At 68.6% G+C, this 24,544-nt stretch carries 25 protein-coding genes; 17 read left to right on the plus strand and 8 right to left on the minus strand.

Annotated elements, in window-relative coordinates:
- Positions 1-20 precede the first annotated feature (20 nt).
- Both ACZ7SW_RS01915 and ACZ7SW_RS01920 read right to left on the minus strand, forming a co-directional pair.
- Positions 21-1,001 carry a FecCD family ABC transporter permease gene (locus tag ACZ7SW_RS01915; RefSeq protein WP_470228545.1) on the minus strand — a complete coding sequence of 327 codons (981 nt, stop codon included), beginning with the start codon at positions 999-1,001 and terminating at the stop codon, positions 21-23.
- Entirely contained in the window at positions 998-2,014 is a 1,017-nt protein-coding gene (locus ACZ7SW_RS01920; RefSeq protein ID WP_470228546.1) for a FecCD family ABC transporter permease, read from the minus strand. Before ACZ7SW_RS01920 ends, ACZ7SW_RS01915 begins: the two co-directional genes overlap by 4 nt.
- A gap of 62 nt (positions 2,015-2,076) precedes the next feature.
- Between ACZ7SW_RS01920 and ACZ7SW_RS01925 the strand changes: the two genes are divergently transcribed.
- Positions 2,077-3,090, plus strand: coding sequence for an ABC transporter substrate-binding protein (locus tag ACZ7SW_RS01925; protein ID WP_470228547.1), 1,014 nt, complete (start codon positions 2,077-2,079; stop codon positions 3,088-3,090).
- 43 nt (positions 3,091-3,133) lie between these two features.
- On the opposite strand, the gene ACZ7SW_RS01930 is transcribed toward ACZ7SW_RS01925, so the two are convergent.
- Complete coding sequence (locus tag ACZ7SW_RS01930) at positions 3,134-4,564, minus strand: M20/M25/M40 family metallo-hydrolase (RefSeq protein WP_470228548.1); 1,431 nt, start codon at positions 4,562-4,564, stop codon at positions 3,134-3,136.
- Between the two features lie 361 nt (positions 4,565-4,925).
- On the opposite strand from ACZ7SW_RS01930, the gene pdhA reads away from it, so the two are divergent.
- The 11 genes from pdhA to ACZ7SW_RS01985 all read left to right on the plus strand — a co-directional run bounded on the left by pdhA (position 4,926) and on the right by ACZ7SW_RS01985 (position 15,550).
- A complete protein-coding gene (gene pdhA, locus ACZ7SW_RS01935) occupies positions 4,926-6,164 on the plus strand; it encodes a pyruvate dehydrogenase (acetyl-transferring) E1 component subunit alpha (protein ID WP_470228549.1) in 1,239 nt (412 codons plus the stop codon).
- A complete protein-coding gene (locus ACZ7SW_RS01940) occupies positions 6,164-7,156 on the plus strand; it encodes an alpha-ketoacid dehydrogenase subunit beta (RefSeq protein WP_470228550.1) in 993 nt (330 codons plus the stop codon). Before pdhA ends, ACZ7SW_RS01940 begins: the two co-directional genes overlap by 1 nt.
- Before the next feature lie 16 nt (positions 7,157-7,172).
- On the plus strand, positions 7,173-8,519 hold the full coding sequence (locus tag ACZ7SW_RS01945; RefSeq protein ID WP_470228551.1) for a dihydrolipoamide acetyltransferase family protein: 1,347 nt from the start codon (positions 7,173-7,175) through the stop codon (positions 8,517-8,519).
- Between the two features lie 106 nt (positions 8,520-8,625).
- Positions 8,626-9,198 (plus strand): TetR/AcrR family transcriptional regulator, encoded by a 573-nt coding sequence (locus ACZ7SW_RS01950; protein ID WP_470229225.1) that lies wholly within the window; start codon positions 8,626-8,628, stop codon positions 9,196-9,198.
- 56 nt (positions 9,199-9,254) lie between these two features.
- Complete coding sequence (locus ACZ7SW_RS01955; protein ID WP_470228552.1) at positions 9,255-11,153, plus strand: ABC transporter ATP-binding protein; 1,899 nt, start codon at positions 9,255-9,257, stop codon at positions 11,151-11,153.
- A gap of 31 nt (positions 11,154-11,184) precedes the next feature.
- Positions 11,185-11,769, plus strand: a complete 585-nt coding sequence (locus ACZ7SW_RS01960; protein WP_470228553.1) for an ABC transporter ATP-binding protein — start codon at positions 11,185-11,187, stop codon at positions 11,767-11,769.
- On the plus strand, positions 11,766-12,950 hold the full coding sequence (locus ACZ7SW_RS01965) for a hypothetical protein (RefSeq protein ID WP_470228554.1): 1,185 nt from the start codon (positions 11,766-11,768) through the stop codon (positions 12,948-12,950). The genes ACZ7SW_RS01960 and ACZ7SW_RS01965 overlap by 4 nt, the downstream gene beginning before the upstream one ends.
- A 16-nt stretch (positions 12,951-12,966) precedes the next feature.
- Positions 12,967-13,464, plus strand: a complete 498-nt coding sequence (locus tag ACZ7SW_RS01970) for an AAA family ATPase (protein ID WP_470228555.1) — start codon at positions 12,967-12,969, stop codon at positions 13,462-13,464.
- Positions 13,465-13,518: 54 nt separating this feature from the next.
- Positions 13,519-13,983, plus strand: a complete 465-nt coding sequence (locus tag ACZ7SW_RS01975; protein WP_470228556.1) for an FxsA family protein — start codon at positions 13,519-13,521, stop codon at positions 13,981-13,983.
- A 12-nt stretch (positions 13,984-13,995) separates the two neighbouring features.
- Complete coding sequence (locus tag ACZ7SW_RS01980; protein WP_470228557.1) at positions 13,996-14,424, plus strand: very short patch repair endonuclease; 429 nt, start codon at positions 13,996-13,998, stop codon at positions 14,422-14,424.
- 10 nt (positions 14,425-14,434) lie between these two features.
- Positions 14,435-15,550, plus strand: coding sequence for a DNA cytosine methyltransferase (locus ACZ7SW_RS01985; RefSeq protein ID WP_470228558.1), 1,116 nt, complete (start codon positions 14,435-14,437; stop codon positions 15,548-15,550).
- Here the strand turns inward: ACZ7SW_RS01985 and ACZ7SW_RS01990 are convergent.
- Both ACZ7SW_RS01990 and ACZ7SW_RS01995 read right to left on the minus strand, forming a co-directional pair.
- Positions 15,547-16,125: an SCP2 sterol-binding domain-containing protein gene (locus tag ACZ7SW_RS01990; protein ID WP_370932923.1), complete on the minus strand. Its 579-nt coding sequence runs from the start codon at positions 16,123-16,125 to the stop codon at positions 15,547-15,549. The two genes, ACZ7SW_RS01985 and ACZ7SW_RS01990, sit on opposite strands and share 4 nt — an antisense overlap.
- Positions 16,126-16,154: 29 nt before the next feature.
- Positions 16,155-16,799, minus strand: a complete 645-nt coding sequence (locus tag ACZ7SW_RS01995; RefSeq protein ID WP_470228559.1) for an SCP2 sterol-binding domain-containing protein — start codon at positions 16,797-16,799, stop codon at positions 16,155-16,157.
- Between the two features lie 120 nt (positions 16,800-16,919).
- On the opposite strand from ACZ7SW_RS01995, the gene ACZ7SW_RS02000 reads away from it, so the two are divergent.
- On the plus strand, positions 16,920-17,579 hold the full coding sequence (locus tag ACZ7SW_RS02000) for a TetR/AcrR family transcriptional regulator (protein WP_101436807.1): 660 nt from the start codon (positions 16,920-16,922) through the stop codon (positions 17,577-17,579).
- On the opposite strand, the gene ACZ7SW_RS02005 is transcribed toward ACZ7SW_RS02000, so the two are convergent.
- Entirely contained in the window at positions 17,568-18,404 is an 837-nt protein-coding gene (locus tag ACZ7SW_RS02005) for a MaoC/PaaZ C-terminal domain-containing protein (protein WP_470228560.1), read from the minus strand. The genes ACZ7SW_RS02000 and ACZ7SW_RS02005 overlap by 12 nt on opposite strands.
- Before the next feature lie 3 nt (positions 18,405-18,407).
- Positions 18,408-19,742 (minus strand): 3-oxoacyl-ACP reductase, encoded by a 1,335-nt coding sequence (locus ACZ7SW_RS02010; protein ID WP_470228561.1) that lies wholly within the window; start codon positions 19,740-19,742, stop codon positions 18,408-18,410.
- Between the two features lie 95 nt (positions 19,743-19,837).
- On the opposite strand from ACZ7SW_RS02010, the gene ACZ7SW_RS02015 reads away from it, so the two are divergent.
- Complete coding sequence (locus ACZ7SW_RS02015) at positions 19,838-21,127, plus strand: acetyl-CoA C-acetyltransferase (RefSeq protein ID WP_470228562.1); 1,290 nt, start codon at positions 19,838-19,840, stop codon at positions 21,125-21,127.
- Between the two features lie 72 nt (positions 21,128-21,199).
- Here ACZ7SW_RS02015 and ACZ7SW_RS02020 read toward each other — a convergent pair whose 3' ends face one another.
- On the minus strand, positions 21,200-21,706 hold the full coding sequence (locus ACZ7SW_RS02020; protein WP_470228563.1) for a DoxX family protein: 507 nt from the start codon (positions 21,704-21,706) through the stop codon (positions 21,200-21,202).
- Between the two features lie 185 nt (positions 21,707-21,891).
- Between ACZ7SW_RS02020 and ACZ7SW_RS02025 the strand changes: the two genes are divergently transcribed.
- From ACZ7SW_RS02025 to ACZ7SW_RS02035, 3 genes are all read left to right on the plus strand, one after another.
- On the plus strand, positions 21,892-22,650 hold the full coding sequence (locus ACZ7SW_RS02025; RefSeq protein ID WP_470228564.1) for a MerR family transcriptional regulator: 759 nt from the start codon (positions 21,892-21,894) through the stop codon (positions 22,648-22,650).
- A gap of 181 nt (positions 22,651-22,831) precedes the next feature.
- A complete protein-coding gene (locus tag ACZ7SW_RS02030) occupies positions 22,832-24,022 on the plus strand; it encodes an AAA family ATPase (RefSeq protein WP_470228565.1) in 1,191 nt (396 codons plus the stop codon).
- Positions 24,023-24,278: 256 nt separating this feature from the next.
- Positions 24,279-24,428, plus strand: a complete 150-nt coding sequence (locus ACZ7SW_RS02035; protein WP_162836041.1) for a hypothetical protein — start codon at positions 24,279-24,281, stop codon at positions 24,426-24,428.
- Positions 24,429-24,544 lie beyond the last annotated feature (116 nt).

A 24,544-nucleotide genomic window follows, 5' to 3' on the forward strand; every position in this document is an offset into this window, starting at 1 on the left:
GAGGGGGACATGCGGCGTAGTCACGCGACCTGCCGGCGACGGGAAACCGCCAACAGCCACAACAGGTACCCACCGCCCAGCGCCGCCGCGACCACGCCCACTGGCAGCAGCGAAGCGTCCAGAACCCGCTGGCCCACGAAGTCCGCGGCCAGTACCAGCACCGCGCCCATCGCCGCGGAGGCGACCAGGTTCGGGCCCGGTCGGCGGGTCAGGCGGCGGGCGAGTTGCGGTGCGGCAAGGGCGACGAACGGGATCGGTCCGGCCGCGGCGGTCGCGGAAGCGGCGAGCGCGACCGCCGCCAGCAGCACCACCGCGCGCACTCGCGGTACCGCGACGCCGACCGCGACAGCCGCGTCATCGCCCATTTCCAGCATTCGCAACGCGGGCTGGTGCACGAAGATGAACGGCGAAAGCACCAGGACAGCCAGGCACAACGGGATGAAGTAGTTCCAGTCGCGGCCCGCGAGGTCGCCGGTCAGCCAGCCGACGGCCTGTGCCGCGGCTTCGAGTTTCGCTTGCACCAGCAGGTAACCGTTCACCCCGGCCAGCACCGCGCTCACCGCGATGCCCAACAGCACCAGCCGTGAGCTGAGCAAACCGTGCGGGGCGCACAGCGCGGTGACCAGCAGGGCAGTGACCAGGCCGCCCACGACCGCGCCGACGGAGACCAGTCCGGGGCCCGCGCCGAAGAGCAGGAGCATCATGATCCCGCCGGTCGCCGAGCCGGTGGTGAAGCCGATGATGTCCGGGCTGCCGAGCGGATTCCGGGTCACCGTCTGGAAAACCGTGCCCGCCAGCGCGAGCGCGATGCCGACGAAGATCGCCACCAACGCGCGCGGCAGGCGGCCGGTGACCACCAGGTACTGCGCCTTCGTGCCGGATCCGGCGAGCGTGCGCAGGACTTCGACCGGCGTCATCTCGTAATCGCCGGTGCCCACGGCGAGCACCAGAAGCACCGCCGCCACCAGGGTCAGCAATCCGACGACCACCCACGTCCTCATCGCCGCACCGCCTTCAGCCGCCGCGCCACGATCACGAAGGCGATGCCGCCGATCACGTCTGTCATCACGCCCACCTGGATTTCGCCGTTACCGCCGAGCAGCCGGCCGAGCACGTCGCAGCCGAGCAGCAGCACCGGCCCGAGCAGCGCGGACAACGGCAGCACCCACCGTTCGTCCTGGCCGACCAGCGCGCGTACGACGTGCGGGATCATCAGCCCGACGAATGCGATGGGTCCGCACGCCGCAGTTGCGGTCGCGGAGAGCAAGCCGACTGCGACCATGCCGACCGCGCGGGTCAGGGCCGGGTTCGCGCCGAGGCCGCGTGCGCTGTCGTCGCCCAGTGCGACTGCGTTGAGCGGCCGGGCCAGCACTCCCGCGATCACCAAGGCTGCCAGGAAAAACGGCAGCAGACCGGCGAGACTGTCGAGATTCCGGTTCACGAGCGAGCCGACGAGCCAATACCGCATCTGATCGAGACTGTGTGTGTTGATCATCTGCATGCCCTGGTTGATCCCGACGAACACGGCCTGCACCGCGACGCCCGCGAGCACCAGCCGCAGCGGGCTCACTGAGCCGCCGATCACCGTGACCAGAACCGTTCCGGCGAGCGCGCCGAAGAAGGCGAACCACACCAGCTGCTGCGGCGAGGACACCGAGAACACCGCGCCGCCCAGGACGATCGCGACCGCCGCGCCGTGGTTGATGCCAAGCAGACCGGGATCGGCGACCGGGTTGCGCGTGATCGCCTGCAGCAGCGCGCCAGCCAACCCGAGGCCGACGCCGACCGCCAGCCCGAGCAACGTCCGCGGCAGCCGGTCATCGCGGATCACGACGTCCTCGAAGGTGCCGCTGTAGGAGAACAACGCGTGCCAGACGCTGCCGAGCGGCAACCGGTTGGAGCCGAAGGCGATGGACAGCACCACCACCGCGACGAGTGCCACGAGCGCCGCGACCAGGACTGTCGCGCGGACGCCCCAACGCCGGGATGTGACGCGCTCCCCAAGCAGGACCATGGCGTTCACCCTAAGGCAAGGCTAACCTCAGGCGGTACCTCACCCGATCCTCCGGAGTTCCGATGACCATCTCACCGGCGCGGCTGTCCCGCCGCGGCTTTCTCGCCGGCACCGCCGCCGCGGGCACCCTCGGCCTGCTGAGCGCCTGCGGGTACAAAGACGACCAGCCGGCGGCGGGCGGCGGCGACACCTGGTCCTTCACCGACGACCGCGGCCGCAAGCTCAGCGGCGAGCGTCCACAACGGATCGTCGCACAGGTGACCGCCGCGGCCGCGTTGTGGGACTTCGGCGTGAAATCGGTGGGCATCTTCGGCCCGTCGCGGCTGCCGGACGGCAAGACCGACCCGCAGGCGGGCGGCGTCGACCTGAAGTCGGTCACCTCGCTGGGCAACGTGTGGAACGAGTTCAACTTCGACAAATTCGTCTCGCTGAACCCGCAGCTGCTGGTCAGCGTGATCTACCTGAAGCAGCAGATGTGGTACGTGCCGGACACGATGGCGGACAAGGTCGACAAGGCCGCGCCGAGTGTCGGCATCGGACTTCAGGACATCGCGATGCCGCAGGGGATCGCGAAGTTCGAGGCGCTGGCGAAGGCGCTCGGCGCGAACGTCGCGACGCCGGAAATCCAGCAGGCGAAAGAAAAGTACGAGGCCGCCGACGCCAAGCTCGCCGAGGCGGTCAAGAAGACGGCCGGGCTCAAGGTCGTACTGCTGTCCGCGCAGAAGGACACGGTGTACGTGGCCAACCCGGCGAAGTTCGCGACCTCGAAGCACTACCAGGACAAGGGGATGCAGTTCGTCCTGCCGGAGAAGCCCGACGAGAGCCAGGGCGGCTACTACGAGCAGGTGAGCTGGGAGAACGTCGGCAAGTACTCGGCCGACGTGATCATGTACGACTCGCGCGGCGGTTCGCTGTCGCTCGGCCCGGACGGGCTCGGCGGCGTCCCGACCTGGCAGCAGCTGCCCGCGGTGAAGGCGGGCAAGCTGATTCCGTGGAACAACGAGACGCCGTTCTCGTACCAGCGGTTCGCGCCGGAGCAGACCCGCATCGCCGACGCCCTGGGCAAGCTCGCCTGACCCGGGTGCCTGCGCCGGGCGGACCGGCGCAGGCACCCGAGGTTCAGCTGCGGGCGTGCGCGTCCAGCAGGTGCGCGACCGCTTCGGTGACCTGCTGGGCGTAGTCCAGGTTCAGCCACTCGTCGGGCACGTGGATGTTCGAATCCGCCCCGCACGCGCCGGTGACCAGGAACTGCGCCTCCGGGTACTTCTCGCCGAGCAGGCCCATGAACGGGATCGACCCGCCCATGCCCGCCGCGCGGTGCGGACGGCCGAACACCTCGTCGTCGACCCGGCGCAGCGCGTCGGTCAGCCACGCGGCTTCCTCCGGCGCGTTCCAGCCGTTCTCCGCCTGCTGGTCCTCGGCGATGGTGACCTTCGCGCCGTACGGAACGTCCGTGGTCAGCGTCCGTTTGATCGCCGCCAGCGCGTCGTCCGCGACCGCGGTGGGCGGCAGGCGGAAGCTCAGCGTGAGCGTGGTGCTCTGCCGCAGCACGTTGCCAGCTTCGGCGGGCAGCGGCAGTCCCTCGCCGCCGATGATCGACAGCGTCGGCCGCCAGTAGTTGTTCAGCAGCAGCTCAAGCGCGTCCTCGGACACCGTCTTTCCGCCGCTCACCAACGGGAACGCGGCGCGCAGCGCTTCCGGGGCCACCTCCGCGACCGCCTCGATCTCGGCGCGACGGCTGGCCGGCACCTCGACGTTCAGCTCGGACAGCTTGATCTCGCCGGTTTCCGAGTTCTCGATGCGCTCCAGCAGCTGCCGCAGGACCCGGAACGAGCTGGCGACGACCCCGCTGGCCAGGCCGGAGTGCTGCGCGGTGGCGAGCAGTTGGACGTTGACCGTCAGGTGCACCATGCCGCGCAGGCTGGTGGTGAGCCACAGCCGCTCGTAGTCCATGCCGCCCGCGTCGAGGCAGACGACGAGGCTGACTTCGCCGAGCCGCGCGCTCAGGTGCTCAAGGTAAGCGGGCAGGTCGGGGCTGCCGGATTCCTCGCCGGTTTCCAGAAGCAGCGCGATTCGCGCGTGCTCGCCGCCGGCCGCGTGCACCGCTTCCACCGCGGCACTGGCCGCGTACCCGGAGTAGCCGTCGTCCACCGAACCGCGGCCGTACAGCCGGCCGTCACGGATGACCGGGGTCCACGGGTCGAGGCCCTCGGACCAGCCGCCGACCGGGGGCTGCTTGTCGAGGTGGCCGTACATCAGGACGGTGCCCTTGTCGATGGAGTCACGAGTGCCCGGGGTGGCCGGCACGTCGACGAACAGCAGCGGGGAACGGCCTTCCAGCTCGACGACCTCGATCCGCGCGCCCGGCAGGTCGCGCCCTTCGAGATAGCTCTTGACGTGCTGGACGGCGGCGGCGAGATGCCCGGTCGACGCCCAGTCCGCGTCGAACGCCGGGGACAGCGCGGGGATCGCGACCAGACCGGACAGGCTCGGCGTGACGTCGTTGATCCACGTCGAGACCACGGATTCGCGTACGGATTTTTGTTCCACAGCGCCATCTTGCCACGGTGACCGACGTCACCGGAACGAGTGAACGTCTCGAGTGCTCAGTCCGGTTAGACCCGGCGGCGTCGCTCGCGAGGGCAGGTAGGACGCGGGATGGCCGACCGACCATCGCCTCTCCCATACTCGGGCGTCCAAACGTTTTCCCTGTTCAGCGAGGTTTTCTCAGCAACAAATCAGCAACTGCCGCTCTCCATCGGAGCAATTCTCGTGCCAGGATGTGGCCACGAACCGTCAACGCCGACGGTGACCGGGGCGCCTCGGACCCGAGGCGCCGGTCCCCGCCGGTGCAGTCGCTGTGGCCGCCACAAGCGGCCGTCAGAGGCGCCGACACCGAGGAGAACAGCTCATGCCGTCCGAACAGTGGACGCACCCGGAACCTGGAGACGGGCCTGCCGCCGTAGCGGCCCAGCCTTCCCCCGAACAGGTGATCGCCGGTTTGCGAGCGACAAGCGAAGGTGGCGCTGAGCTGACTCAGCTGCTCACCCCCGAGGGCCAGCGGGTCCCGTCCGAGCGGTTCGACCGCTACGTCGAGGACGTCGACGACGAGACGCTGAAGAACCTCTACCGCGACATGGTGCTGGTGCGCCGCGCGGACCGCGAGGCCAACGCGATGCAGCGGCAGGGGCAGCTGGGCATCTGGGTGCCGCTGCTCGGCCAGGAAGCCGCGCAGGTCGGGTCCGGCCGCGCGCTGCAACCGCGGGACATGGCGTTCCCGAGCTACCGCGAGCACGGCGTCGCCTACACCCGCGGCGTCGACATGCGCGACCTGATCGGGATCTTCCGGTGCACCGACCACAGCGGCTGGGACTACCAGGCACACCGGTTCCACCCGTACACCATCGTCATCGGCAACCAGGTGCTCAACGCGGCCGGTTACGCGATGGGGCAGAAGTTCGAGGGCAAGGTCGGCGATGAGGGCGGCGAGGCCACCATCTGCTACTTCGGTGACGGCGCGACTTCGCAGGGCGACGTGCACGAAGGTTTCGTCTGGGCCGCGGTGTACGACGCGCCGCTGGTCTTCTTCTGCCAGAACAACCAATGGGCGATTTCCGAGCCGACCGAACGCCAGTCGCGGCTGCCGCTCTACCAGCGCGCCCGCGGCTACGGCTTCCCCGGCATCCGCGTGGACGGCAACGACGTCCTCGCCTGCCTCGCCGTCACCCGGTGGGCGCTGGAGGAATGCCGGCACGGCAACGGCCCGGTGCTGATCGAGGCGTTCACCTACCGGATGGACGCGCACACCACGACCGACGACCCCACCCGCTACCGGCTCTCGGACGAGCTGGAGGAGTGGAAGCTCAAGGACCCGATCGAGCGCGTGCGCGCGTTCCTGGCCCGCAACGGGCACGCCGACCAGGCGTTCTTCGACAGCGTCCAGGCCGAGGCGGACCAGTTCGCCGCCGAACTGCGCGACTACACGTTCAACATGCCCGAGCCGCCGCCGGACCGGGTGTTTTCCCAGGTGTACGCCGAACCTTCGCCGGTGCTCGAAGCGCAGCGCGAGGAGTATCTGTCCTATCTCGACGGTTTCGCCACCGAAGAGTCGCTTGCGGGCTCGAGCATCCACAGTCGAGGTGAGCACTGATGACTGATCTGCAGAAGCTCACGATCGGCAAGGCGCTCAACCTCGGTCTCCGTCGCGCGATGGAGGAGGACCCGAAGGTCCTGATCATGGGGGAGGACGTCGGCAAGCTCGGCGGCGTCTTCCGGATCACCGACGGACTGCAGAAGGACTTCGGCGAGCAGCGCGTGCTGGACACGCCGCTGGCCGAATCGGGCATCATCGGCACCGCGGTCGGCCTCGCCGTGCGCGGATTCCGGCCGGTGTGCGAGATCCAGTTCGAGGGCTTCATCTTCCCCGGCTTCGACCAGATCTCCTCGCAGCTGGCGAAACTGCACTACCGCACGCAGGGCAAGGTCAAGATGCCCGTCGTGATCCGGGTGCCGTTCGGCGGCGGGATCGGCGCGGTGGAGCACCATTCGGAATCGCCGGAATCGCTGTTCTCGCACATCGCCGGACTCAAGGTGGTGTCGATTTCGAACGCCGTGGACGCCTACTGGGGCATCCAGGAAGCGATCCGCTCGGACGACCCGATCCTCTTCTTCGAGCCCAAGAAGCTCTACCACTCGGGCGCGCTGAAGATGGAGGTCGACACCTCGACGGCACCGTCGCGAGTGTTCGCGTCGCAGGTGGTGCGAGAGGGCACGTCCGCCACGGTGGTCGCGTACGGCCCATCGGTGAAGGTGGCGCTCGAAGCCGCCACGGCCGCCGAGTCCGAGGGCAAATCGCTGGAGGTCATCGACCTGCGCACGCTCTCGCCGCTCGACCTCGGGCCGGTGTTCGAGTCGGTGCGCAAGACCGGACGGCTCATCGCGGTCAGCGAAGCGCCGTCGGAATCCTCGCTGACGTCGGAAATCGCCGCGCGCGTTCAGCAGGAGTGCTTCTACTCCCTTGAGTCCCCCGTCCTGCGTGTGACCGGATTCGACACGCCGTACCCGCCTGCGAAGCTCGAGGAGCACTACCTCCCCGACCTCGACCGGGTCCTGCACGCTGTCGACCGATCTCTCGCCTGGTAAGGGGGTTCCTTCAGAAATGCCCGAGTACAAACAATTCCCCCTGTCGGACACGGCGGAGGGGCTCACCGAGGCCGACATCCTCGCCTGGCGCGTCAAGCCGGGCGACACGGTCACGGTCAATCAGATCGTGGTCGAGGTCGAGACCGCGAAGGCCGCGGTCGAGCTGCCGATCCCGTGGGCCGGGGTAGTCACCGAACTGCACGTGGAGCCGGGGCAGACGGTGGAGGTCGGGACGCCGATCCTGACCATGGACGTGGATCCGGGCGGGAAAGCCGCTCCTGCTCCCGCCGCTTCCGCCGAGCCCGCTGCCGCGGCCGCTCCGGCGGAGGAGGAGATGAAGCCGCTGGTCGGCTACGGCTCCAAGGCGGCCGGGACTACTCGGCGGGCGCGTAAAGGCTCCGCACCGGCTCCCGCTGCCGCACCGGCTCCGGTGCCCGCTCCCGTTACGGCGGCTCCCGCGCCGGTGGCGGAAACCCCGCGCGGCGGTTACGTCCCGCTGGCCAAGCCGCCGGTCCGCAAGCTGGCCAAGGACCTCGGCGTCGACCTGCACTCGCTCACCGGCAGCGCGGACGGCGGCGTGATCACCCGCGACGACGTGCACCGCGCCGCCAACGGTTCCGCCGCACCCGCAGTGTCCACTGTGGATGCTGGTTACGACCCGGCCACCCGCGAGCGGCGCGTGCCGATCAAGGGTGTCCGCAAGGCGACCGCGGCCGCGATGGTGCAGAGCGCGTACACCGCTCCGCACGTCACGGAGTTCCTCACCATCGACGTCACACCGATGATGGAGCTGCGCGAGAAGCTCAAGAGGTCGCGCGAATTCAGCGGCGTCAAGCTCACTCCGCTCGCGTTCGCGGCGAAAGCCGTGTGCCTCGCGGCGAAGCGCACGCCGGACGTCAACGCGGTGTGGGACGAGGCCGCGCAGGAGATCGTCTACAAGGACTACGTGCACCTCGGCATCGCGGCGGCGACCCCGCGCGGTCTCGTGGTGCCGAAGATCCGGGACGCGGATTCCTTGTCGCTCAAGGAACTCGCGGTCGCGCTCACCGAGCTGACCGACGTCGCGCGCGAGGGCAAGACCACGCCGGCGGCGATGCTGGGCGGGACGTTCACGATCACCAACGTCGGCGTGTTCGGCGTCGACACCGGCACGCCCATCATCAACCCGGGCGAGTCGGCGATCCTGGCGGTCGGGGCGATCCGCGACACCGCGTGGGTGGTCGACGGCGAGATCAAGGTGCGCAAGGTGATGCAGCTGTCGCTGAGCTTCGACCACCGGGTGGTCGACGGGCAGCAGGGGTCGGAGTTCCTCGCCGACGTCGGCGCGCTGCTCTCCGATCCGGCGGTCGCGATCACGTACTGAGCCGAGGGGGCCGTGGAAGCACGGCCCCTTCGCTTTACCCAGTTGACGGAGTGAGTGCTCACTCCGTACCGTGGCGAGCATGGAAACGAGGAAAAGAGCACCGGGGATGGCCCCGGACGACCGGCGGCGGATGATCGTCCGCGCGGTGCTCCCGCTGGTCGTCGAGCACGGCCACGGGGTCACGACCGCGCAGATCGCCCGGGCCGCCGGGATCGGCGAGGGAACCATCTTCCGGGTCTTCAAGGACAAGGACGAACTGTTCGACGCGTGCGTGGAAGCCGCGCTCGATCCGGCGGAGGCGTTGGAGATGATCGGGGAGATCCCGCCTGAACTGCCGCTGGAGAAGCGGCTGGCGGAGGCCGCCGAGGCGATGAACGCGCATCTGCAGCGGATGGGCGCGGTGATGGCCGCGACTATGAAGGGGCGTCCGCGCGCGGCGGCGGAAGAGGCGCGCAACCGCAAGTCAGTGACTGGGGACAGTCGGCGCGAGTCGCTCGAAGCGATGCAGCGCGCGGTGCGGGAACTGTTCGTTCCGGACGCCGCCCGGCTGCGGCTGCCGGTGGACAAGGCCGCTTCGCTGTTCCTCGCGCTGCTGTTCACGCAATCCCGCCCGATGCCCGGTACCCCGACCACCGACGAGGTCATCGACGTCTTCCTGCACGGTTCGGTGCTGGCGTGATCCCCGGCGGTGGGGGCGGGATCGAGATGGCCCTCGGCCGCCGCGGTCGCCGCAGGATGGCGCAATCCGTGCCGGACAGCGGCCTCACCGGGCCGGTCGACATCCCGGAACCGGAGCAGCCGGAACAGCCGAAAGGCCTGCGGGCACGGCTGTCGCGCATGCGCACTTCGGTGGCAGGCACCGTCCGCGGCTTGCCGAAAGTCGCGAAGCTGACCTGGCAGGCCAGCCCGACGCTGACGATCGTGCTCGCGGTGATCACGCTGGCGTCCGGCCTGCTGCCGACGGTCACCGCGTATCTCGCGAAAATCCTGCTCGACTCGGTGGTCGCGGCGATCCAGCATCGCGGGTCGACGGCGGACATCGTGCGCATCACGCTGTTCCAGTTCGGCGTGCTGGCGGCGACCGCGCTCAGCAGCGCGATCACCACGATCGCGCAATCCCTGTTGCAGGAACGGATGACGCTCACCATCCGGCACCAGGTCATGCGGCACGCGAGCGACCTGCACCTGGCGTACTTCGAGGGTTCGACGTCGTACGACATGCTGCGCCAGGCCGCGCAGGAGGCGCCGACGCGTCCGTTGTCGATGATGACCTCGGCACTCGGCTTGATCCGGACGCTGATCACCTTCGCCAGCATGATCGCCCTGCTGGTGTCGATCAGTCCGCTGCTCGCGCTGGTCGCTTTGCTGGCCCCGATCCCGGCGTTCATCTCGCAGTCGAAGTACGGTTCGCGGGCGTTCTGGCTCACCTTCATGATGTCGCCGATCAAACGGCGGATGGACTATCTGTCCTCTTTGGTCACGACGGACACATATGCCAAGGAGACCAAGCTGTTCGGTCTCGGTCCGTACTTCGTGGACCGGTTCCGGAAGCTCGGCGTGGTGGCCTACGAACGACAGCGAAAGCTGACGGTGAAACGGAATGTCAGCTCGACGTCATGGGGATTGCTGAGCACGCTGGTCGGCTCGGGGATCGCGTTGTACATCGCGCTGGAAGCGGTGGGCGGGCGGCTGACGCTGGGCGACCTGGCGCTGTACACCGCCGCCGCGACGTCCGTGCAAAGCTCGGTGACCGGGCTGTTCACCGCGTTTTCCGGGATGTACGAGAACAATCTCTACCTGGACACACTGTACCGATTCCTCGACACCGAACCGGAAATCACCGCACCGGCGAAACCGCGGCCGCTTCCGTCCACAGTGGAGGGACACATCCAGTTCGAGTCGGTGAGCTTCAGCTATCCCGGCGCGGACGAACCGGCGCTGCACGGGGTGAGCTTCGAGATCCGTCCCGGCGAAACCGTCGCCGTGGTGGGCCGCAACGGCGCGGGCAAGTCGACGCTGTTCAAGCTGCTGTGCCGGCTGTACGACCCGACCGCGGGCCGGATCCTGCTGGACGGCGTGGACATCCGCGAGTACGACCCGGTCGAATTGCGCACCAAGATCAGCGCGATGTTCCAGGATTACGTTACCTACCAAGGCACCGCGGCGGAGAACATCGGCCTCGGCGACCTGAACCGGCTCACCGACCGCGAGCACATCGAGGAGTCCGCCCGCCGTGCCGGAGCCGACGAGCGCATCGCCCGGCTGCCGACGGGCTACGACAGCCCGCTCGGCCGCTGGTTCGACCAGGGCGTCTCGCTGTCCGGTGGCGAATGGCAGAAAATCGCGCTGGCCAGGGCCTTCCAGCGCGAGGCCCCGATCCTGATCCTGGACGAGCCGACGTCGGCACTGGACGCGCAGGCCGAACACGACCTGTTCAACCGGCTGGACACGTTGTCGCACGGGCGGACGACGCTCTACATCTCGCACCGGTTCTCGACGGTCCGCCAGGCCGAGCGCATTCTGCTGCTGGACCACGGGAAGGTCGCGGAGTACGGAACGCACGAAGCGCTGATGGCGGCCGATGCCGGGTACGCGGAATTGTTCACGCTGCAAGCGGAGGCGTACTTGAAGTGATTATCTTGGGGTGATCAGCCGAGGGGGTTTCGTGCTCATCACCACTCAAGACCTTGCGGTCACCGCGGGCGAGACTGAGCTGTTCAGCGGTCTCGACCTGGCCGTCGACGCCGGCGAATGCCTGGTCGTCCGCGGTGCCAACGGAGCGGGCAAGTCGACGTTGCTGCGCTGTCTCTACGGGAACCAGGTACCGACGTCCGGTTCCGTGTCCATCTGCGGCGGACCGCCCGATGAGCGGTCCGCCGCTTTCCGCCGCCGCGTTTCGGTGCTTTTCGACGATTCGGCACTCTTCGACGAACTCACGCCGCGCCAGCATCTCGACTTACTGCGCAATTCCTTCGGCGGCGAACTCGCGGACGGTCCAGTACCGGCTCCCGACGTGCCCGCGTCGGAGCTCTCCGCCGGACAACGGCGACGGCTCCTGCTGCACGCCGCGGTCGCGCGTCCGCACGAGGTGCTGTTGCTGGACGAACCGGAGCGCGCCTTGGATGCAGACGGTCGCGCCTGGCTGTCCACTCTGGTCACGACCAGCACGGGACGCGGAGCGGCGGTAGTCGTGGCGAGCCACCACCCGCCGCTCGCGGACGAGCTCGCGGATTACGTGGTGGACCTGTGAAACGTCCGGACCTGGTATTGGCGCTGGTCATCGCGGTCGGCCTGCTGGGATCGCCGTTCTACAACACCGAACTGGTGCGGAGCCAGTTGATCGGCGGTGCCCCGGTGGGCGCGCTCGGCAGCCTGCTCGTGCTGTGCACCGGCCTCGCGCTGGCCTGGCGCGCGACCTTGCGCCGCGGCTATCTGTGGGCCCATCCGGCCACGCTGACCTGGGACGATTTCGACGGCCAACGTCCTTCGACACTCACCCGGCGGCTGGTGCTGGACTGGGCCGCCAGATTCGCGGTCGCCGCGTATTTCTTCGCCGTTTCCGGGATGCTCATCGGCTTTCCCAGCTCGCTGGTCGGTCCGGTCGCGCTTTTCGTGGTCGTCGCCGCGCTGGCCTTGGTACTGGGCCGCCGCCGCTCGTTCCCCGGCGAATCCCTGCTGCCGCTGACCCTCGCACTGCCGCTGATCGTTCCACTGTGGACATACGTGGTCGTCGCCGGGCTCTCGGCGATCGCCTTGGCCCGGTCCTCTTCGTTGCCGCACACGGTTTCTCGCGACACCTTGATCCGGCACTACGCCGAACGCATGGTGCGCCGGACGTCCGCCGCCTTCCTGGACGTCTGGGCGCTGCTCCCGGCCGGACGCCCAGTGCCGTGGCGCAACGCGCTGGCCGGGCGCTTCATCGTCACCCGGTATGTCGTCACGGGGACTCTCGCGCGCCGCTACACGCTCGGCCTGCCGGTCTTCCTGGCACTCGCCGTAGTCGCGACCCACGCGACCTTCCCAGCGGTGACGTCAGTGTGGCTGCTCGGCATCGGCGGCTATCTGGCGCTGCTGCCGTTCACCGCGCCGGTCGCGCAGCTGCATCGAGTACCCGGACTGCGCCGCTGGCTGGACGCGTCGAACCTGCGTCTACATGCCGTGACCTGCACTTTTCTCTGCCTGCTCGCCCTGCTTTGGGCGGGTGTGGTCCTGCTGCTGGGCATTCCGGCTTCGGTCGGCGCGGTAGTGGCCGTCCTGCTCGCCGCGCTGTCCGCGGTGCGCTCGGTGACCCGCGGCCCGCTGGACTTCAGCTCGATGGGGATGGTGCTGTACGAGGGCGTCCTGATCCCCGCCGGTCTGGTGCGGCAACTCGTCCGGGGCCCGGATCTCCTCGTGCTCGGACTAATTGCCGCGAGTTTCCTCCCGGTCTAGTCCTAGGCTGCCGGACATGGGGCGACGCATCATGGTCACTGGCTGCTCCGGGGCCGGAAAATCCACCCTGGCCAGGCAAATCGGCGCTGCCCTCGACCTCCCGGTCACGCATCTGGACCGGCTCTACTGGCGTCCCGGCTGGGTCCCGGCCCCGCCGGAGGAGTTCCGCGCCGCGGTCGCGGAAGCCGCCAGCACCCACAGCTGGGTGATCGACGGCAACTACAGCAAGACCTTCGACCTGCGCCTGCCGTTCGCCGACACGATCGTGCTGCTGGATGCCTCGCGCTACGTCTGCCTGTCCCGCGTCGTGCGGCGGCAGCTGCGCGAATGGGGCCAGGAGACGCAGGCCGCCGGATGCGTGTCGAAGGTCGACGCCGAACTGGTCCAGTGGATCTGGAAGTGGCCGACCCGCCGCCCGCTGATGCTGCACCGGATCGCCACCGAAGCCCCGACCGCGCGCCACGTGCTGCTGCGCTCGCCACGCGAGGTGTCTGCCTTTCTGAAGAACCTCTGACCTGGGCTTTCTTGCGGCCGGGAGCAAATCCCGGCACTCGTTCGTTCACTAGACATGGCTGTCGTGTTCCTGCTCTACGTCATCGCTGAAGTCGCCGCCATCTGGGCGGTCGGCTCGGTCGTCGGTGTGCTCGGCACGATCGCTCTGCTGATCGCGGGCGCGTTCGTGGGCTCCTGGCTGGCGCGCCGCGAGGGCGGCAAGGCGATGCGCGCGTTCATGGCGACCGCGCAGTCCGGCCGCAATCCGGAGAAGGAACTGACCGACGGCATGCTCGTCGCGCTCGGCGGCGTGCTGATCATGGTCCCCGGCTTCGTCAGCGACGTGCTTGGCCTGCTGTTCCTCCTGCCGCCGACCCGCTCGGTGGCGCGGCGTTTCTGGCTGCGCCGCGCGGAGAAGCGCGCCGTCCGGTACGCCAACCAGCGTCGCGGCCCGGTGATGGTGGTGGACAGCGAGGTCGTCGCGGAGGAGCCGCGGCCGTCGAACCACCCGGTGATCGAAGGCCGGATCGTCGAAGGCTGAGCCTTTGCCACAATGACTCCCGTGGAGCGGCTGGAAACGACTTCCGCGGTGAGCGCCCGCATGAGCAAACAGAAGTCCCGCAACACCGGGATCGAAATGGCGCTGCGCAAGATCCTGCACGCCGCCGGGTTCCGCTATCGGGTGCACCGGCGTCCGGTGAAAGGCGTCCGCCGCGAGGCTGACCTGGTGTTCGGCCCCGCTCGCGTAGCGGTTTTCGTGGACGGTTGCTTCTGGCACGGCTGCCCGGAACACGGCACGTGGCCGAAGAACAATGCGGACTATTGGCGGACCAAGATCGAAACCAACCGCCGCCGGGACGCGAATACCGACGCACTGCTGCTCGAAGCGGGCTGGCTGTCCGTGCGAATCTGGGAACACGAAGCGACCGCCGTCGCCGCGTCGCGCGTGATCGAGACCGTGAAGGAACGCCGGCCCCATTAATGTTGGCGCCATGCCTCTACCGGGTCAGCCCACCGCCGCGGAGTTCTTCGCGGGCATCGGTCTCGTGCGCCTAGGCCTCGAACCGGCCGGCTTCGACGTCGCGTGGTCCAACGACATCGAGCCGGCGAAGCAAGCCATGTACGAGGCACACTTCAACGACCAGGGCTCGCACGAGTACGTCCTCGGCGATGTCGCCGCCCTGCGCGGCGCTGACCTGCCCTCGGGCCTCAGCCTGGCCTGGGCGTCCTTCCCCTGCACGGACCTCTCCCTGGCCGGCTGGCGTCGCGGGTTGGCGGGCTCGCACTCGTCGACCTTCTGGGAATTCACCCGCATCCTCGACGAACTGGGCCCAGACCGCCCGCCCGTCGTAGCGCTGGAAAACGTGGTCGGCCTAGCCACCAGCCACGGCGGCGGCGACCTCCGCGCGGCGATCCGGGAACTCAACCGCCTCGGATACTCCGCCGATGTCCTGACCCTGGACGCCCGGCGATTCGTCCCGCAGTCCCGGCCGCGGTTGTTCATCGTCGGTGCGCAGAACCCGCCCTCCGACTCGCCTGCTCCGTCACCGCTGCGCCCGGCCTGGCTCGCGCTCGACCCTTCGCTGCGGACACACCGCGCCGCCCTGCCCGCGCCGCCGCCACTGCTGGTCACCGGCCTGTCTGCTGCCGTCGAGCGCCTGCCCGCCTCCGACGAGCGTTGGTGGAATCCGCTTCGGACCTCAGGGTTCATCGGGTCCTTGTCGCCGCTCCAGTTGGAGCGACTGACGCAGCTCAAGGCGGGAAAGAAGCTGGTGTACCGCACAGCTTACCGCCGGACCCGGAATGGGAAGCCAGTGTGGGAAGTCCGACCGGACGACGTCTCCGGCTGCCTGCGGACCGCCCGCGGCGGGTCTTCTAAACAGGCCGTCGTACAAGCTGGCCGCGGTTCGGTGCGGGTGCGATGGATGACGCCCCGGGAGTACGCCCGGCTGATGGGGGCGGGGAAGTACGCGCTGGACGGGCTGCGGAACAACCAAGCCCTGTTCGGCTTCGGGGACGCGGTGTGCGTGCCGGTGGTGCAGTGGCTGTCGGAGAATTACCTGATGCCGTTGGCGCGCGGGGAGATGAGCTTGGAAGCCGCGGGCTAGTCCGCCCCAGTCGGCTTAGGAATGTCGAAATACCCCGACAACCGCACCGCCGGCGCGTACTCGCCCTTGACCTTTACCTTCCCCGTCACGAACATCGCCGCCACCGCGGCGTTCCCGGTCGCCATGCGGATGAAGTCCTCCACCGCCACCGTGATCGTCGTGTCCGGGGTGCGGGCCAGGTCGGTGCTCGAGACGCACAGGCCGTCCTCGATGACCGTTTGGTAGCGGTCGAAATCGTCTCCTGCGGGGAAGCGCCAGGAGACCACGATGTCCACGTGCCGGGCTCGTTCCGGGCGGAAGTGTTCCGACATCCGGCGGAAGATCTCGTCCAGGAAGACCGCGCGCAGTTCGTCGTGGTCGGCGATGCCTTTCAGCTGCTCGCGGGTCGCGGCGGCCACGACGTCGACCAGGGCCTGCGTGGTCAGCGAGCCGATGTCGATGCCGGCTCCGGCGGTGCCGAGCATGTGCAGTGTCTCCAAAACCTGCACGAACTGCTCCGGCGTCAGTTTGCCGACCTCAAGGGTCCGGGCGAAACCGTTCACCGCGTGCTCACCGGGTGAGTGCGCGGCACGCATGCGCGTGCGCCAGCGGGACACGGAGCGGCTCAGGCCGGTCGGGGGAGGTCGAAGTGGCTGACCAACCCGGCTGCGAAGGCGAGGTCGCCCTTGACCTTCAGTTTTCCGGTCACGAACAGGACCGCGGGCGTTGCCTGGTGGGTGATGATGCGGAAGAAGTCCACGGGCGAAAGCGTAATCGTCACGCGGGGTTTCTCGCGCATTTCGCGGGACACGGTGCAGGTGCCGTCGGAAAGTACCGTCTCGTAGCGGTCGTAGCCGCCTTCACCAGTGCCACCGGACAGCCGCCAGTGCACGACCGCGTGCAGCGACTTCGCACGGATGTGCGCTCCCATGCGCGCGAAGATCTCGTCCAGCACCCGCTCCCGCAGCACGCGTTCGGCGACCACGGCCTCCAGCTGCGCCCGCGACGCCCGCGCAACCAGCGTGGCGAACTTCGTCGGGTCGACTTTGTCCAGAGAGAACGCCGGCACCTGCTCAGACAGCCGCACCAACGCTGCCAGCAGCCGATTCATGCCGGAACGGCCCAGCTCACGGGGGTCAATGGCGTCCGCGACCGCGTTGACGTCGAGCGCGCTCGCGTCGACGGCTTCGGTGCGGTCCAGCGCGTCCAGCAGCGCGACCCCGCGCAGGCCGGCCAGGTCAGAGCTGGTCGCCTCCGGGTTGTCGGCCATCTTCCACCCCTTCCGAAACTTTCCGCCGTAAGGCTACCGGTGAGTAGGTAGCGCGGCAAGCAACGCCGCCGACCTGGGGACGGGTACCGTCCGTGCCAGCGAGAGGGAGGAAACAGCACTGTGCCCGACGAAGATCAGCGCCCACCCGAGCGAGCGAGACGGCTCCCGAGGGCGGTCCGTGAACGCCAGATCCTGGACGCCGCGGTGCAGGTGTTCTCCCAGCACGGCTACCACTCGGCGTCGATGGACGAGATCTCCGAGGTCGCGGGCGTCTCCAAGCCGATGATCTACACCTACCTCGGCTCGAAGGAAGACCTCTTCGGCAAGAGCATCCAGCGCGAGGCGACCCGCCTGCTGGAAGCCATCCAAGCCGGTGTGCAGCCCGACCTCCCGCCGGACATGCAGCTGTGGCACGGCCTGCGCTCGTTCTACCGCTTCGTCGCCGAGTACCGCGAGTCCTGGACGGTGCTGCACCGCCAGGCGCTGACCGTCGGCGGCGGGTTCGCGGCGGAGATCACCGCGATGCGCACGCGCGCGATCGAACTCGTCGCGGCGCTCGTGGTGGCCGCGGGGACGCGCAAAGGCCTTGGCGAGCAGACGGAGTTCTCCGGGCCGGGTTTGGCCGCGGCGCTGGTCGGCGCGGCGGAATCGCTGGCCGACTGGGCACTGGACCACCCGGAGATCTCCGACGGCGTGCTCGCGTCCTGGCTGATGAACCTGGTGTGGCTGGGGTTCAACGACCTTGTCGAGGGGCAGGTCTGGAAGCCCTCAGAGGGCTGAGATCACCCCGTCCAAATGGGGCTTCGGCTTCCGCGCGTGCCACAGCTCGAAGGCCCACCCATCGTCGGTCTGCCAAGTCGTGAACGCCGCGCGGCCAGGCAGCAGAACCGGCTGCTTGAACCGCACCGCCACGCTGTACGCGTCTGGCAGCCGACCCTCGAAGGACGCCAGAGCGTGCGCCTTCGTCCACATCCCGTGCGCGATCGCCTTCGGGAAGCCGAACAGGCGCGCGGTCAGCGGGTGCAGGTGGATCGGGTTGCGGTCGCCGGAAACCTCGGCGTAGCGGCGGCCGATGTCGCCCGGGACATGCCACAACGCGGACGGTTTCGGGGGCGTCAGCTGGGTCCGCGAAGCAGGGGCAGAACCCGAACCGGTGCGGCGGAGATAAGTCGACACCTCGCTCCACACGGTGTCCGCGCCGGAGTGGACCTCGCTCACCATGTCGAACTGGCTGCCTTTTTCGTGCGGGCGCAGGTTTTCCGCGCGCACGCTCACCCGGAACGTCTCGCCGAGCGACAACGGACGGTGCTGCGTGATCCGGTTCTCGACGTGCACCAAACCCAGCAGTGGGAACGGAAAACCCGGTTCGGTCATCAACGCCATCTGCAGCCCGAACACCAGCATGTGCGGATAAGTCACCGGCAGTTCGTCCGAGAAGCGGAAACCGCAGACTTCGTTGTAGGCCGCGACGTGTGCCGGGTCGACGACGACCTCGGGGCGCACCAACTCCGTGGCCGGGAGAGTTGAGCCGCCGCCTCGGCGCAGCAGGGCTTTCGGGTACAGCGTCGCCAGGCTTGGCGCGCTCGTCACTTCACGAACGGCCATGCCTCACGCCCCCAGCAGCGCCTGGCCGCACACGCGGACCAGGTTCCCGTTGACCGCGGCCGACGCCGGATTGGCATACCAGGCAATGGTTTCCGCGACGTCCACCGGCAGCCCGCCCTGACCGAGGCTGGACAGCCGCCGTCCGGCCTCGCGGATGAACAGCGGTACCGCGGCGGTCATCTTGGTCTCGATGAACCCGGGCGCGACCGCGTTGATCGTGCCGCCGTACTCCGCGAGCTGCGGCGCGCCGACGTTCACCATCCCGATCACGCCCGCCTTCGACGTCGCGTAGTTCGTCTGGCCGACGTTGCCCGCGATGCCGGCAATGGAGGAAACCCCGATGACCCGGCCGTTTTCGCGCAGGATCTTGTCGCCGAGGAGCTTGTCGTTCACCGCGAGCTGCGCGGCGAGGTTCACCGCGATCACCGAATCCCAGCCGCCCTCGGTCATGTTGCCGAGCGTCTTGTCGCGGGTGATGCCCGCGTTGTGCACCACGACATCCACGCCACCGTGGCGGGAAGTCAGGTACTCGGCGAGCTTGGCGGGTGCGTCTGCCGCGGTGATGTCCAGCTGCAAAGCCGAACCGCCGATCCGATTGGCCACAGTGGACAGATCGCCGCCCTGTGCCGGGATGTCCAGCGCGACCACGTGCGCGCCGTCGCGGGCGAGCGTTTCGGCGATCGCCTCGCCGATGCCGCGCGACGCACCGGTGACCAGCGCGACCTTGCCGTCCAGCGGCTTGTCCCAGTTCTCCGGCGCGGGCGCGGTCTTCGCGTGCGTGCCGACGCGGATGACCTGGCCGTCCACGAACGCCGACTTCGCCGACAGCAGGAACCGCAGCGTCGACTCGGCCGCGTCCTCGGCTCCTTCGGCCACGTACACCAGCTGCGCCGTCGCGCCGCGTTTGAGCTCCTTGCCGACCGAGCGGACGAAACCCTCCAGCGCGCGCTGCGCGATCCGCTCGCGACCCTCGGCCAGCTCCGGCGGCGTGCCGAGCACGACCACCCGGCCGGACGGACCCACCTTGCGGATCACCGGGTGGAAGAACCGGTAGACCTCACGCAGCTGTCCCGGATCCTTCACGCCGGTGGCGTCGAAAACCAGCGCCGCGTGCCGGTCGGCAGGCGCGCTGATCACCTCGACGCCCGCCTCGGCGAGCTGCGCCCGGACGGTCTTCTCCAGCCGTCCGCCAGGCGCGGCGCCGAGAAGTGCGGGACCCTCGAGTGCGGGTTGGCCGGGACGGTACCGGCGCAACGTCGCGGGGTTGGGCAGGCCGAGCTTCGGCACCACGAACTTCCCCAGCGGGGTTTTCGTGAACTGCTGGTACCTGTCCGCCATCACGTGCCTCCCGTGCAGTCTGCGTCACGTCGCAGTCTAACCTACTCGCTAGTAGGTTACAGTGTGAAAGGCACGACTCCAGAGAGGTGGACGGCATGGCGACCAGGAAAACCCCGGCGGTGCGCAAGGTCGCGATCGTCGGCGGGAACCGGATCCCCTTCGCGCGGTCGAACGGCCCGTACTCCCGGGCCTCGAACCAGGACATGTTCACCGCCGCGCTGGACGGTCTGGTCAGCCGGTTTTCGCTGCAGGGCGAGGTGATCGGGGAGGTCGCCGCCGGCGCGGTGCTCAAGCACTCCAAGGACTTCAACCTCGCCCGCGAAAGCGTGCTGGGCAGCAAGCTCTCGCCCGCGACCCCGGCGTCGGACGTCCAGATGGCGTGCGGCACCGGCTTGCAGGCAGTCATCAACGTCGCCCACAAGATCGCCCTCGGGGAAATCGATTCGGCGATCGCGGGCGGCGTGGACACCACGAGTGACGCCCCGTTGGCGGTGAACGCCCACCTGCGCCAGATCCTCGTGCAGCTCAACGCCGCGAAGACGCTCGCCGACCGGCTCAAGCTGGTCGCGAAGCTCCGGCCGGGCCACATCGTGCCGGAGATCCCGCGCAACGCCGAACCGCGCACCGGGCTGTCGATGGGGGAGCACGCCGCGCTCACCGCGCAGGTCTGGGACGTCACCCGCGAAGCGCAGGACGAACTCGCCGCGACCAGCCACCGCAACCTCGCCGCCGCCTACGACCGCGGATTCTTCGACGACCTGGTCACGCCGTACCTCAAGCTCGCCCGCGACCAGAACCTCCGCCCGGACTCGTCGGTCGAGAAGCTCGCCAAGCTGAAGCCCGTCTACGGCGGCCCGGACGGAACCATGACGGCGGGCAACTCGACGCCGCTCACCGACGGCGCGTCGACCGTCCTGCTCGCGACCGAGCAGTGGGCGAAGGCGCACAAGCTGCCGGTGCTGGCGTACCTGACGTTCAGCCAGACCGCCGCTGTCGATTACGTGCACGGTGACGAGGGTCTGCTGATGGCCCCGGCGTACGCGGTGCCGCGGATGCTCGAGCGCGCCGGATTGACGTTGCAGGACTTCGACTTCTACGAGATCCACGAGGCGTTCGCTTCACAGGTGCTCGCCACGCTCAAGGCGTGGGAGGACCCGGCGTTCGCCAAGGAGAAGCTCGGCCTCGACGCGCCGCTCGGCTCGATCGACCGGACGAAGCTCAACGTGAACGGCTCCTCGCTGGCGGCCGGGCACCCGTTCGCCGCGACCGGCGGCCGGATCGTCGCGACGCTCGCGAAGCTGTTGAACGAGAAGGGTTCCGGGCGCGGCCTGATCTCCATTTGCGCGGCCGGCGGCCAGGGCGTCACCGCGATTCTGGAGAAGTAGGCGACGTTCCGTGAGGGGAACCCTGAGGGAATCTGATTCCCTCAGGGTTCCCCTCACGGACGTTGAGGCAGGTCAGTCGGTGAGCGACTTCTCCGCGCGCTTGGCCAGTTTGTCGGCGCGCTTGCCCGCCTTCTTCGCCGCGCGCCGGGCCCGCCAGCCCAGCGACGGCTTGCCCGCCGTGTCGCTGGCGGCCAGCAGCAGCCCGCCGGCCAGCGACGCGTTCTTGATGAACTGGATCTGCTGGGCCTGCTTCTCGGCCGGATCGGTCAGCGCCCAGAACCGGTGCGCGGCCAGGGTCGTCGGCACCAGCGACCCGAGCAGCGCCACCGCCGCCAGCCGCGGGGCCTTGCCGCTCGCCAGCGCGAGCCCGGCACCGATCTTGACCGCCGCGTCGATCCGCACCAGCGTGGCCGGATCGCGCGGGACCTGGTCCGGAACCAGGCCCTCGACCTTGTCGAAGGTCTCGGTGAGGAACGGCTCGGCCGCCTTCGCGTGGCCCTGGGTGTCGCGCAGGGCACCGATGCCACCGAACACGAAGATCGACGCGAGCAGTGGACGTGCCACCCGGCGCAATATCACGGTCTCGCCTCTCTGGTCTGGAATCCCTGTAGAAGAACCTACAACCGGGATTGCCCGCCACGCTCCCCGCCGAACCGAGCTAGCGATACCTAGCTGAATATTGCTCTGGTTCTAGATTGCCGTAGACAGTTCTATCGGGTTCCGGACTTGACCTTGACGCCGCGTCAACCTCTACCGTCGAAGCCGTGGTCAGGAAGGAATGGTCGATCCAGGACATCGCCCGATTCGCGGGCACGACGAGCCGGACCCTGCGGCATTACGACGCCGTCGGGCTCCTGCCGCCGACGCGGATCGGCGGCAACGGCTACCGCTACTACGACGAGAACTCACTCGTCCGGTTGCAGCGGATCCTGTTGCTGCGCGACCTGGGACTGGGTCTGCCCGCGATCGCCGAGGTGCTCGACGGCCAACGCGACGGCGTCGCGGCGCTCGAAACGCACCTGGAGTTGCTGAAGCAAGAACAACGGCGGATCGGGCGGCAGATCGATTCCGTGCGGACCACGCTCCGGAAACTGAAGGGAGGTGAACAACTGATGGCAGAGGAAATGTTCGACGGGTTCGACCACACCCAGTACCAGGAAGAGGTCACCCAGCGCTGGGGCGCCGACGCCTACCGCCTGGGCGACCGGTGGTGGCGATCGCTGTCCGAGGACGAGAAGAAGGCTTTCCAGCAGGAACAGCTGGACATCTCGGCGGCGTTCGGAGCTGCCCGCAAGGACGGCTACGACGCTGGTTCGAACGAGACGCAGGCCGTCACCGCACGGCTGCACGCCTGGCTGCGACCCGCTGCGGGGACCGTCTCGAAGGGGTACTTCGCCGGTCTCGGACAGCTGTATGTCGACGACCCGCGGTACGGCTCGTACGACGAGAAGCACGGCCCCGGCACGGCCGAGTACATCCGCGACGCGATGAAGATCTACGCGGAGCGGAACCTGACGGACTAACGCTCCGTCAGAGGGTCGCTGGGGGTAAGGATGGACGGGGCTGCAGACCCGGCCATCCTTCAGCGACACCTCCACCTTCCTCCCCTCCGCCGCCCTCAACGGAGTGGCTGCGCCACGCTGGCTTATCTGTGTATATGGCGGAATATCGGGCCCACGCTAGATACCTCGATACGGTGACAGAGTGGACCCCATCCGCAATCCCTTCGCGCCCGGCGCCGGGCAGCGGCCGCCGGAGCTGGCAGGCCGGGAACGGGAGCTGAAGGCGTTCGAGGTCGTGCTCGAACGCGTCGCACGCGGACGCCCAGAACGCAGTCTCGTGCTGACCGGCCTGCGCGGCGTCGGCAAGACGGTGCTGCTGGGGGAGTTGCGGTCGATGGCCGTCCGGCACCGCTGGGGTGCGGGCAAGATCGAGGCGCGACCGGACGCGGAACTGCGGCGACCGTTGTCGGCGGCGTTGCATCGGGCGATCCGCGACCTCGCCGTGCGGCATCGCGCGCCGGACCGGGTCGAGGAAGTGCTCGGGGTACTGAAGGCGTTCGCGCTCAAGGCGAACAAGCCGGACGCGAAGCTGCGCGATCGCTGGCAGCCCGGCATCGACGTGCCCGCCGCGCAGGGCCGGGCGGATTCCGGCGACATCGAGATCGACCTGGTCGAGCTGTTCACCGACGTCGCCGAACTGGCCGCGGACGTCGGCACCGGCGTCGCGCTGCTGATCGACGAGATTCAAGACCTGCAGCCGGACGACGTCTCGGCGCTGTGCGCGGCGTGCCACGAACTGTCGCAATCCGGTGCGCCGCTGGTCGTGGTCGGGGCGGGATTGCCGCACGTGCCCGCGGTGCTGTCGGCGTCCAAGTCGTACTCCGAGCGGCTCTTCCGCTACTCGCGCATCGACCGGCTCAGCCGCGAAGACGCCGACTACGCGGTGATGGCTCCGATCGAACGCGAGGACGCCGGGATCGAACCGGAGGCGCTCGACGCGCTCTTCGACGCGTCCGGCGGTTATCCGTATTTCATCCAGGCCTACGGCAAAGCCGCCTGGGACGCCGCGCCCGCGGACCCGATCACGGTCAAGGACGTGCAGGTCGCCGCGCCCGAGGCGGAGTCCGAGCTGGCGGTCGGGTTCTTCGGGTCGCGCTACGAACGCGCGACGCCCGCCGAACGCGAGTACCTGCTCGCGATGGCGGAGATGACCCAAGGCCGCGACGAGGCCGCCGGCACCGCCGATGTGGCCGTCTACCTGGGGCGCAAGCCCTCGTCGCTGTCGCCGGCGCGCGACAGTCTGATGAAGAAAGGCCTGGTCTACTCCGCCGAACGCGGGCAGATCGCCTTCACCGTGCCGCACTTCGGGCACTACCTGCTCGGCCGGGACTGAGCGAATCTTCCCCTCGCTACCGGTCTATGCGGCTGCCTAGCTGTTTATAGAAATTTTACTAGAGAGCCGTAGAGAAGGTTAGCGCGTTAGCGGCTTGTGACTGCCGACACGAGATCTGTCCGGTGAACTTCAGGAGATTGCCGATGATTCTTCGGCAAGTGCCCCATGTCACCGCAGATTCGTTGGATTCCTTGTGAAAAAAGGTGCATACTAGAGACACAGCCACCGAAGACCTCTGAAGGGGATGCAAGAGACCATGAGCAACATCGCCGCCAAGCTCCGTGCCCGTCGCGCCGAGGCTCGCACTCGCCGGGCGCTGAACCGGGCGATCGACACCGCGGCCACCTCCACGGTCCGGCAGGAGCTCATCGCCCTCGCCCAGGCGCGTCAGCCGTTCATGCGCTGACCTGCACAACCAACCTGTTGGTGTGTCACTCACGTGAGTGATCTAGACCACAGCGAATCCTGGGTGTAACGCCGCGGAGAGCCGCGTCGATACCCACTACGACCCCGTGATGCTGG

The sequence above is a fragment of the Amycolatopsis sp. NPDC114484 genome (assembly GCF_055633755.1).

Coding starts and splice junctions, on each gene's coding strand:
- ACZ7SW_RS01915 (WP_470228545.1), bottom strand. CDS start 1,001: ATGAGGACGTGGGTGGTCGTCGGATTGCTGACCCTGGTGGCGGCGGTG.
- ACZ7SW_RS01920 (WP_470228546.1), bottom strand. CDS start 2,014: ATGGTCCTGCTTGGGGAGCGCGTCACATCCCGGCGTTGGGGCGTCCGC.
- ACZ7SW_RS01925 (WP_470228547.1), top strand. CDS start 2,077: ATGACCATCTCACCGGCGCGGCTGTCCCGCCGCGGCTTTCTCGCCGGC.
- pdhA (WP_470228549.1), top strand. CDS start 4,926: ATGCCGTCCGAACAGTGGACGCACCCGGAACCTGGAGACGGGCCTGCC.
- ACZ7SW_RS01940 (WP_470228550.1), top strand. CDS start 6,164: ATGACTGATCTGCAGAAGCTCACGATCGGCAAGGCGCTCAACCTCGGT.
- ACZ7SW_RS01945 (WP_470228551.1), top strand. CDS start 7,173: ATGCCCGAGTACAAACAATTCCCCCTGTCGGACACGGCGGAGGGGCTC.
- ACZ7SW_RS01950 (WP_470229225.1), top strand. CDS start 8,626: ATGGCCCCGGACGACCGGCGGCGGATGATCGTCCGCGCGGTGCTCCCG.
- ACZ7SW_RS01955 (WP_470228552.1), top strand. CDS start 9,255: ATGGCGCAATCCGTGCCGGACAGCGGCCTCACCGGGCCGGTCGACATC.
- ACZ7SW_RS01970 (WP_470228555.1), top strand. CDS start 12,967: ATGGGGCGACGCATCATGGTCACTGGCTGCTCCGGGGCCGGAAAATCC.
- ACZ7SW_RS01975 (WP_470228556.1), top strand. CDS start 13,519: ATGGCTGTCGTGTTCCTGCTCTACGTCATCGCTGAAGTCGCCGCCATC.
- ACZ7SW_RS01980 (WP_470228557.1), top strand. CDS start 13,996: ATGACTCCCGTGGAGCGGCTGGAAACGACTTCCGCGGTGAGCGCCCGC.
- ACZ7SW_RS01985 (WP_470228558.1), top strand. CDS start 14,435: ATGCCTCTACCGGGTCAGCCCACCGCCGCGGAGTTCTTCGCGGGCATC.
- ACZ7SW_RS01990 (WP_370932923.1), bottom strand. CDS start 16,125: ATGCGTGCCGCGCACTCACCCGGTGAGCACGCGGTGAACGGTTTCGCC.
- ACZ7SW_RS01995 (WP_470228559.1), bottom strand. CDS start 16,799: ATGGCCGACAACCCGGAGGCGACCAGCTCTGACCTGGCCGGCCTGCGC.
- ACZ7SW_RS02005 (WP_470228560.1), bottom strand. CDS start 18,404: ATGGCCGTTCGTGAAGTGACGAGCGCGCCAAGCCTGGCGACGCTGTAC.
- ACZ7SW_RS02010 (WP_470228561.1), bottom strand. CDS start 19,742: ATGGCGGACAGGTACCAGCAGTTCACGAAAACCCCGCTGGGGAAGTTC.
- ACZ7SW_RS02015 (WP_470228562.1), top strand. CDS start 19,838: ATGGCGACCAGGAAAACCCCGGCGGTGCGCAAGGTCGCGATCGTCGGC.
- ACZ7SW_RS02035 (WP_162836041.1), top strand. CDS start 24,279: ATGAGCAACATCGCCGCCAAGCTCCGTGCCCGTCGCGCCGAGGCTCGC.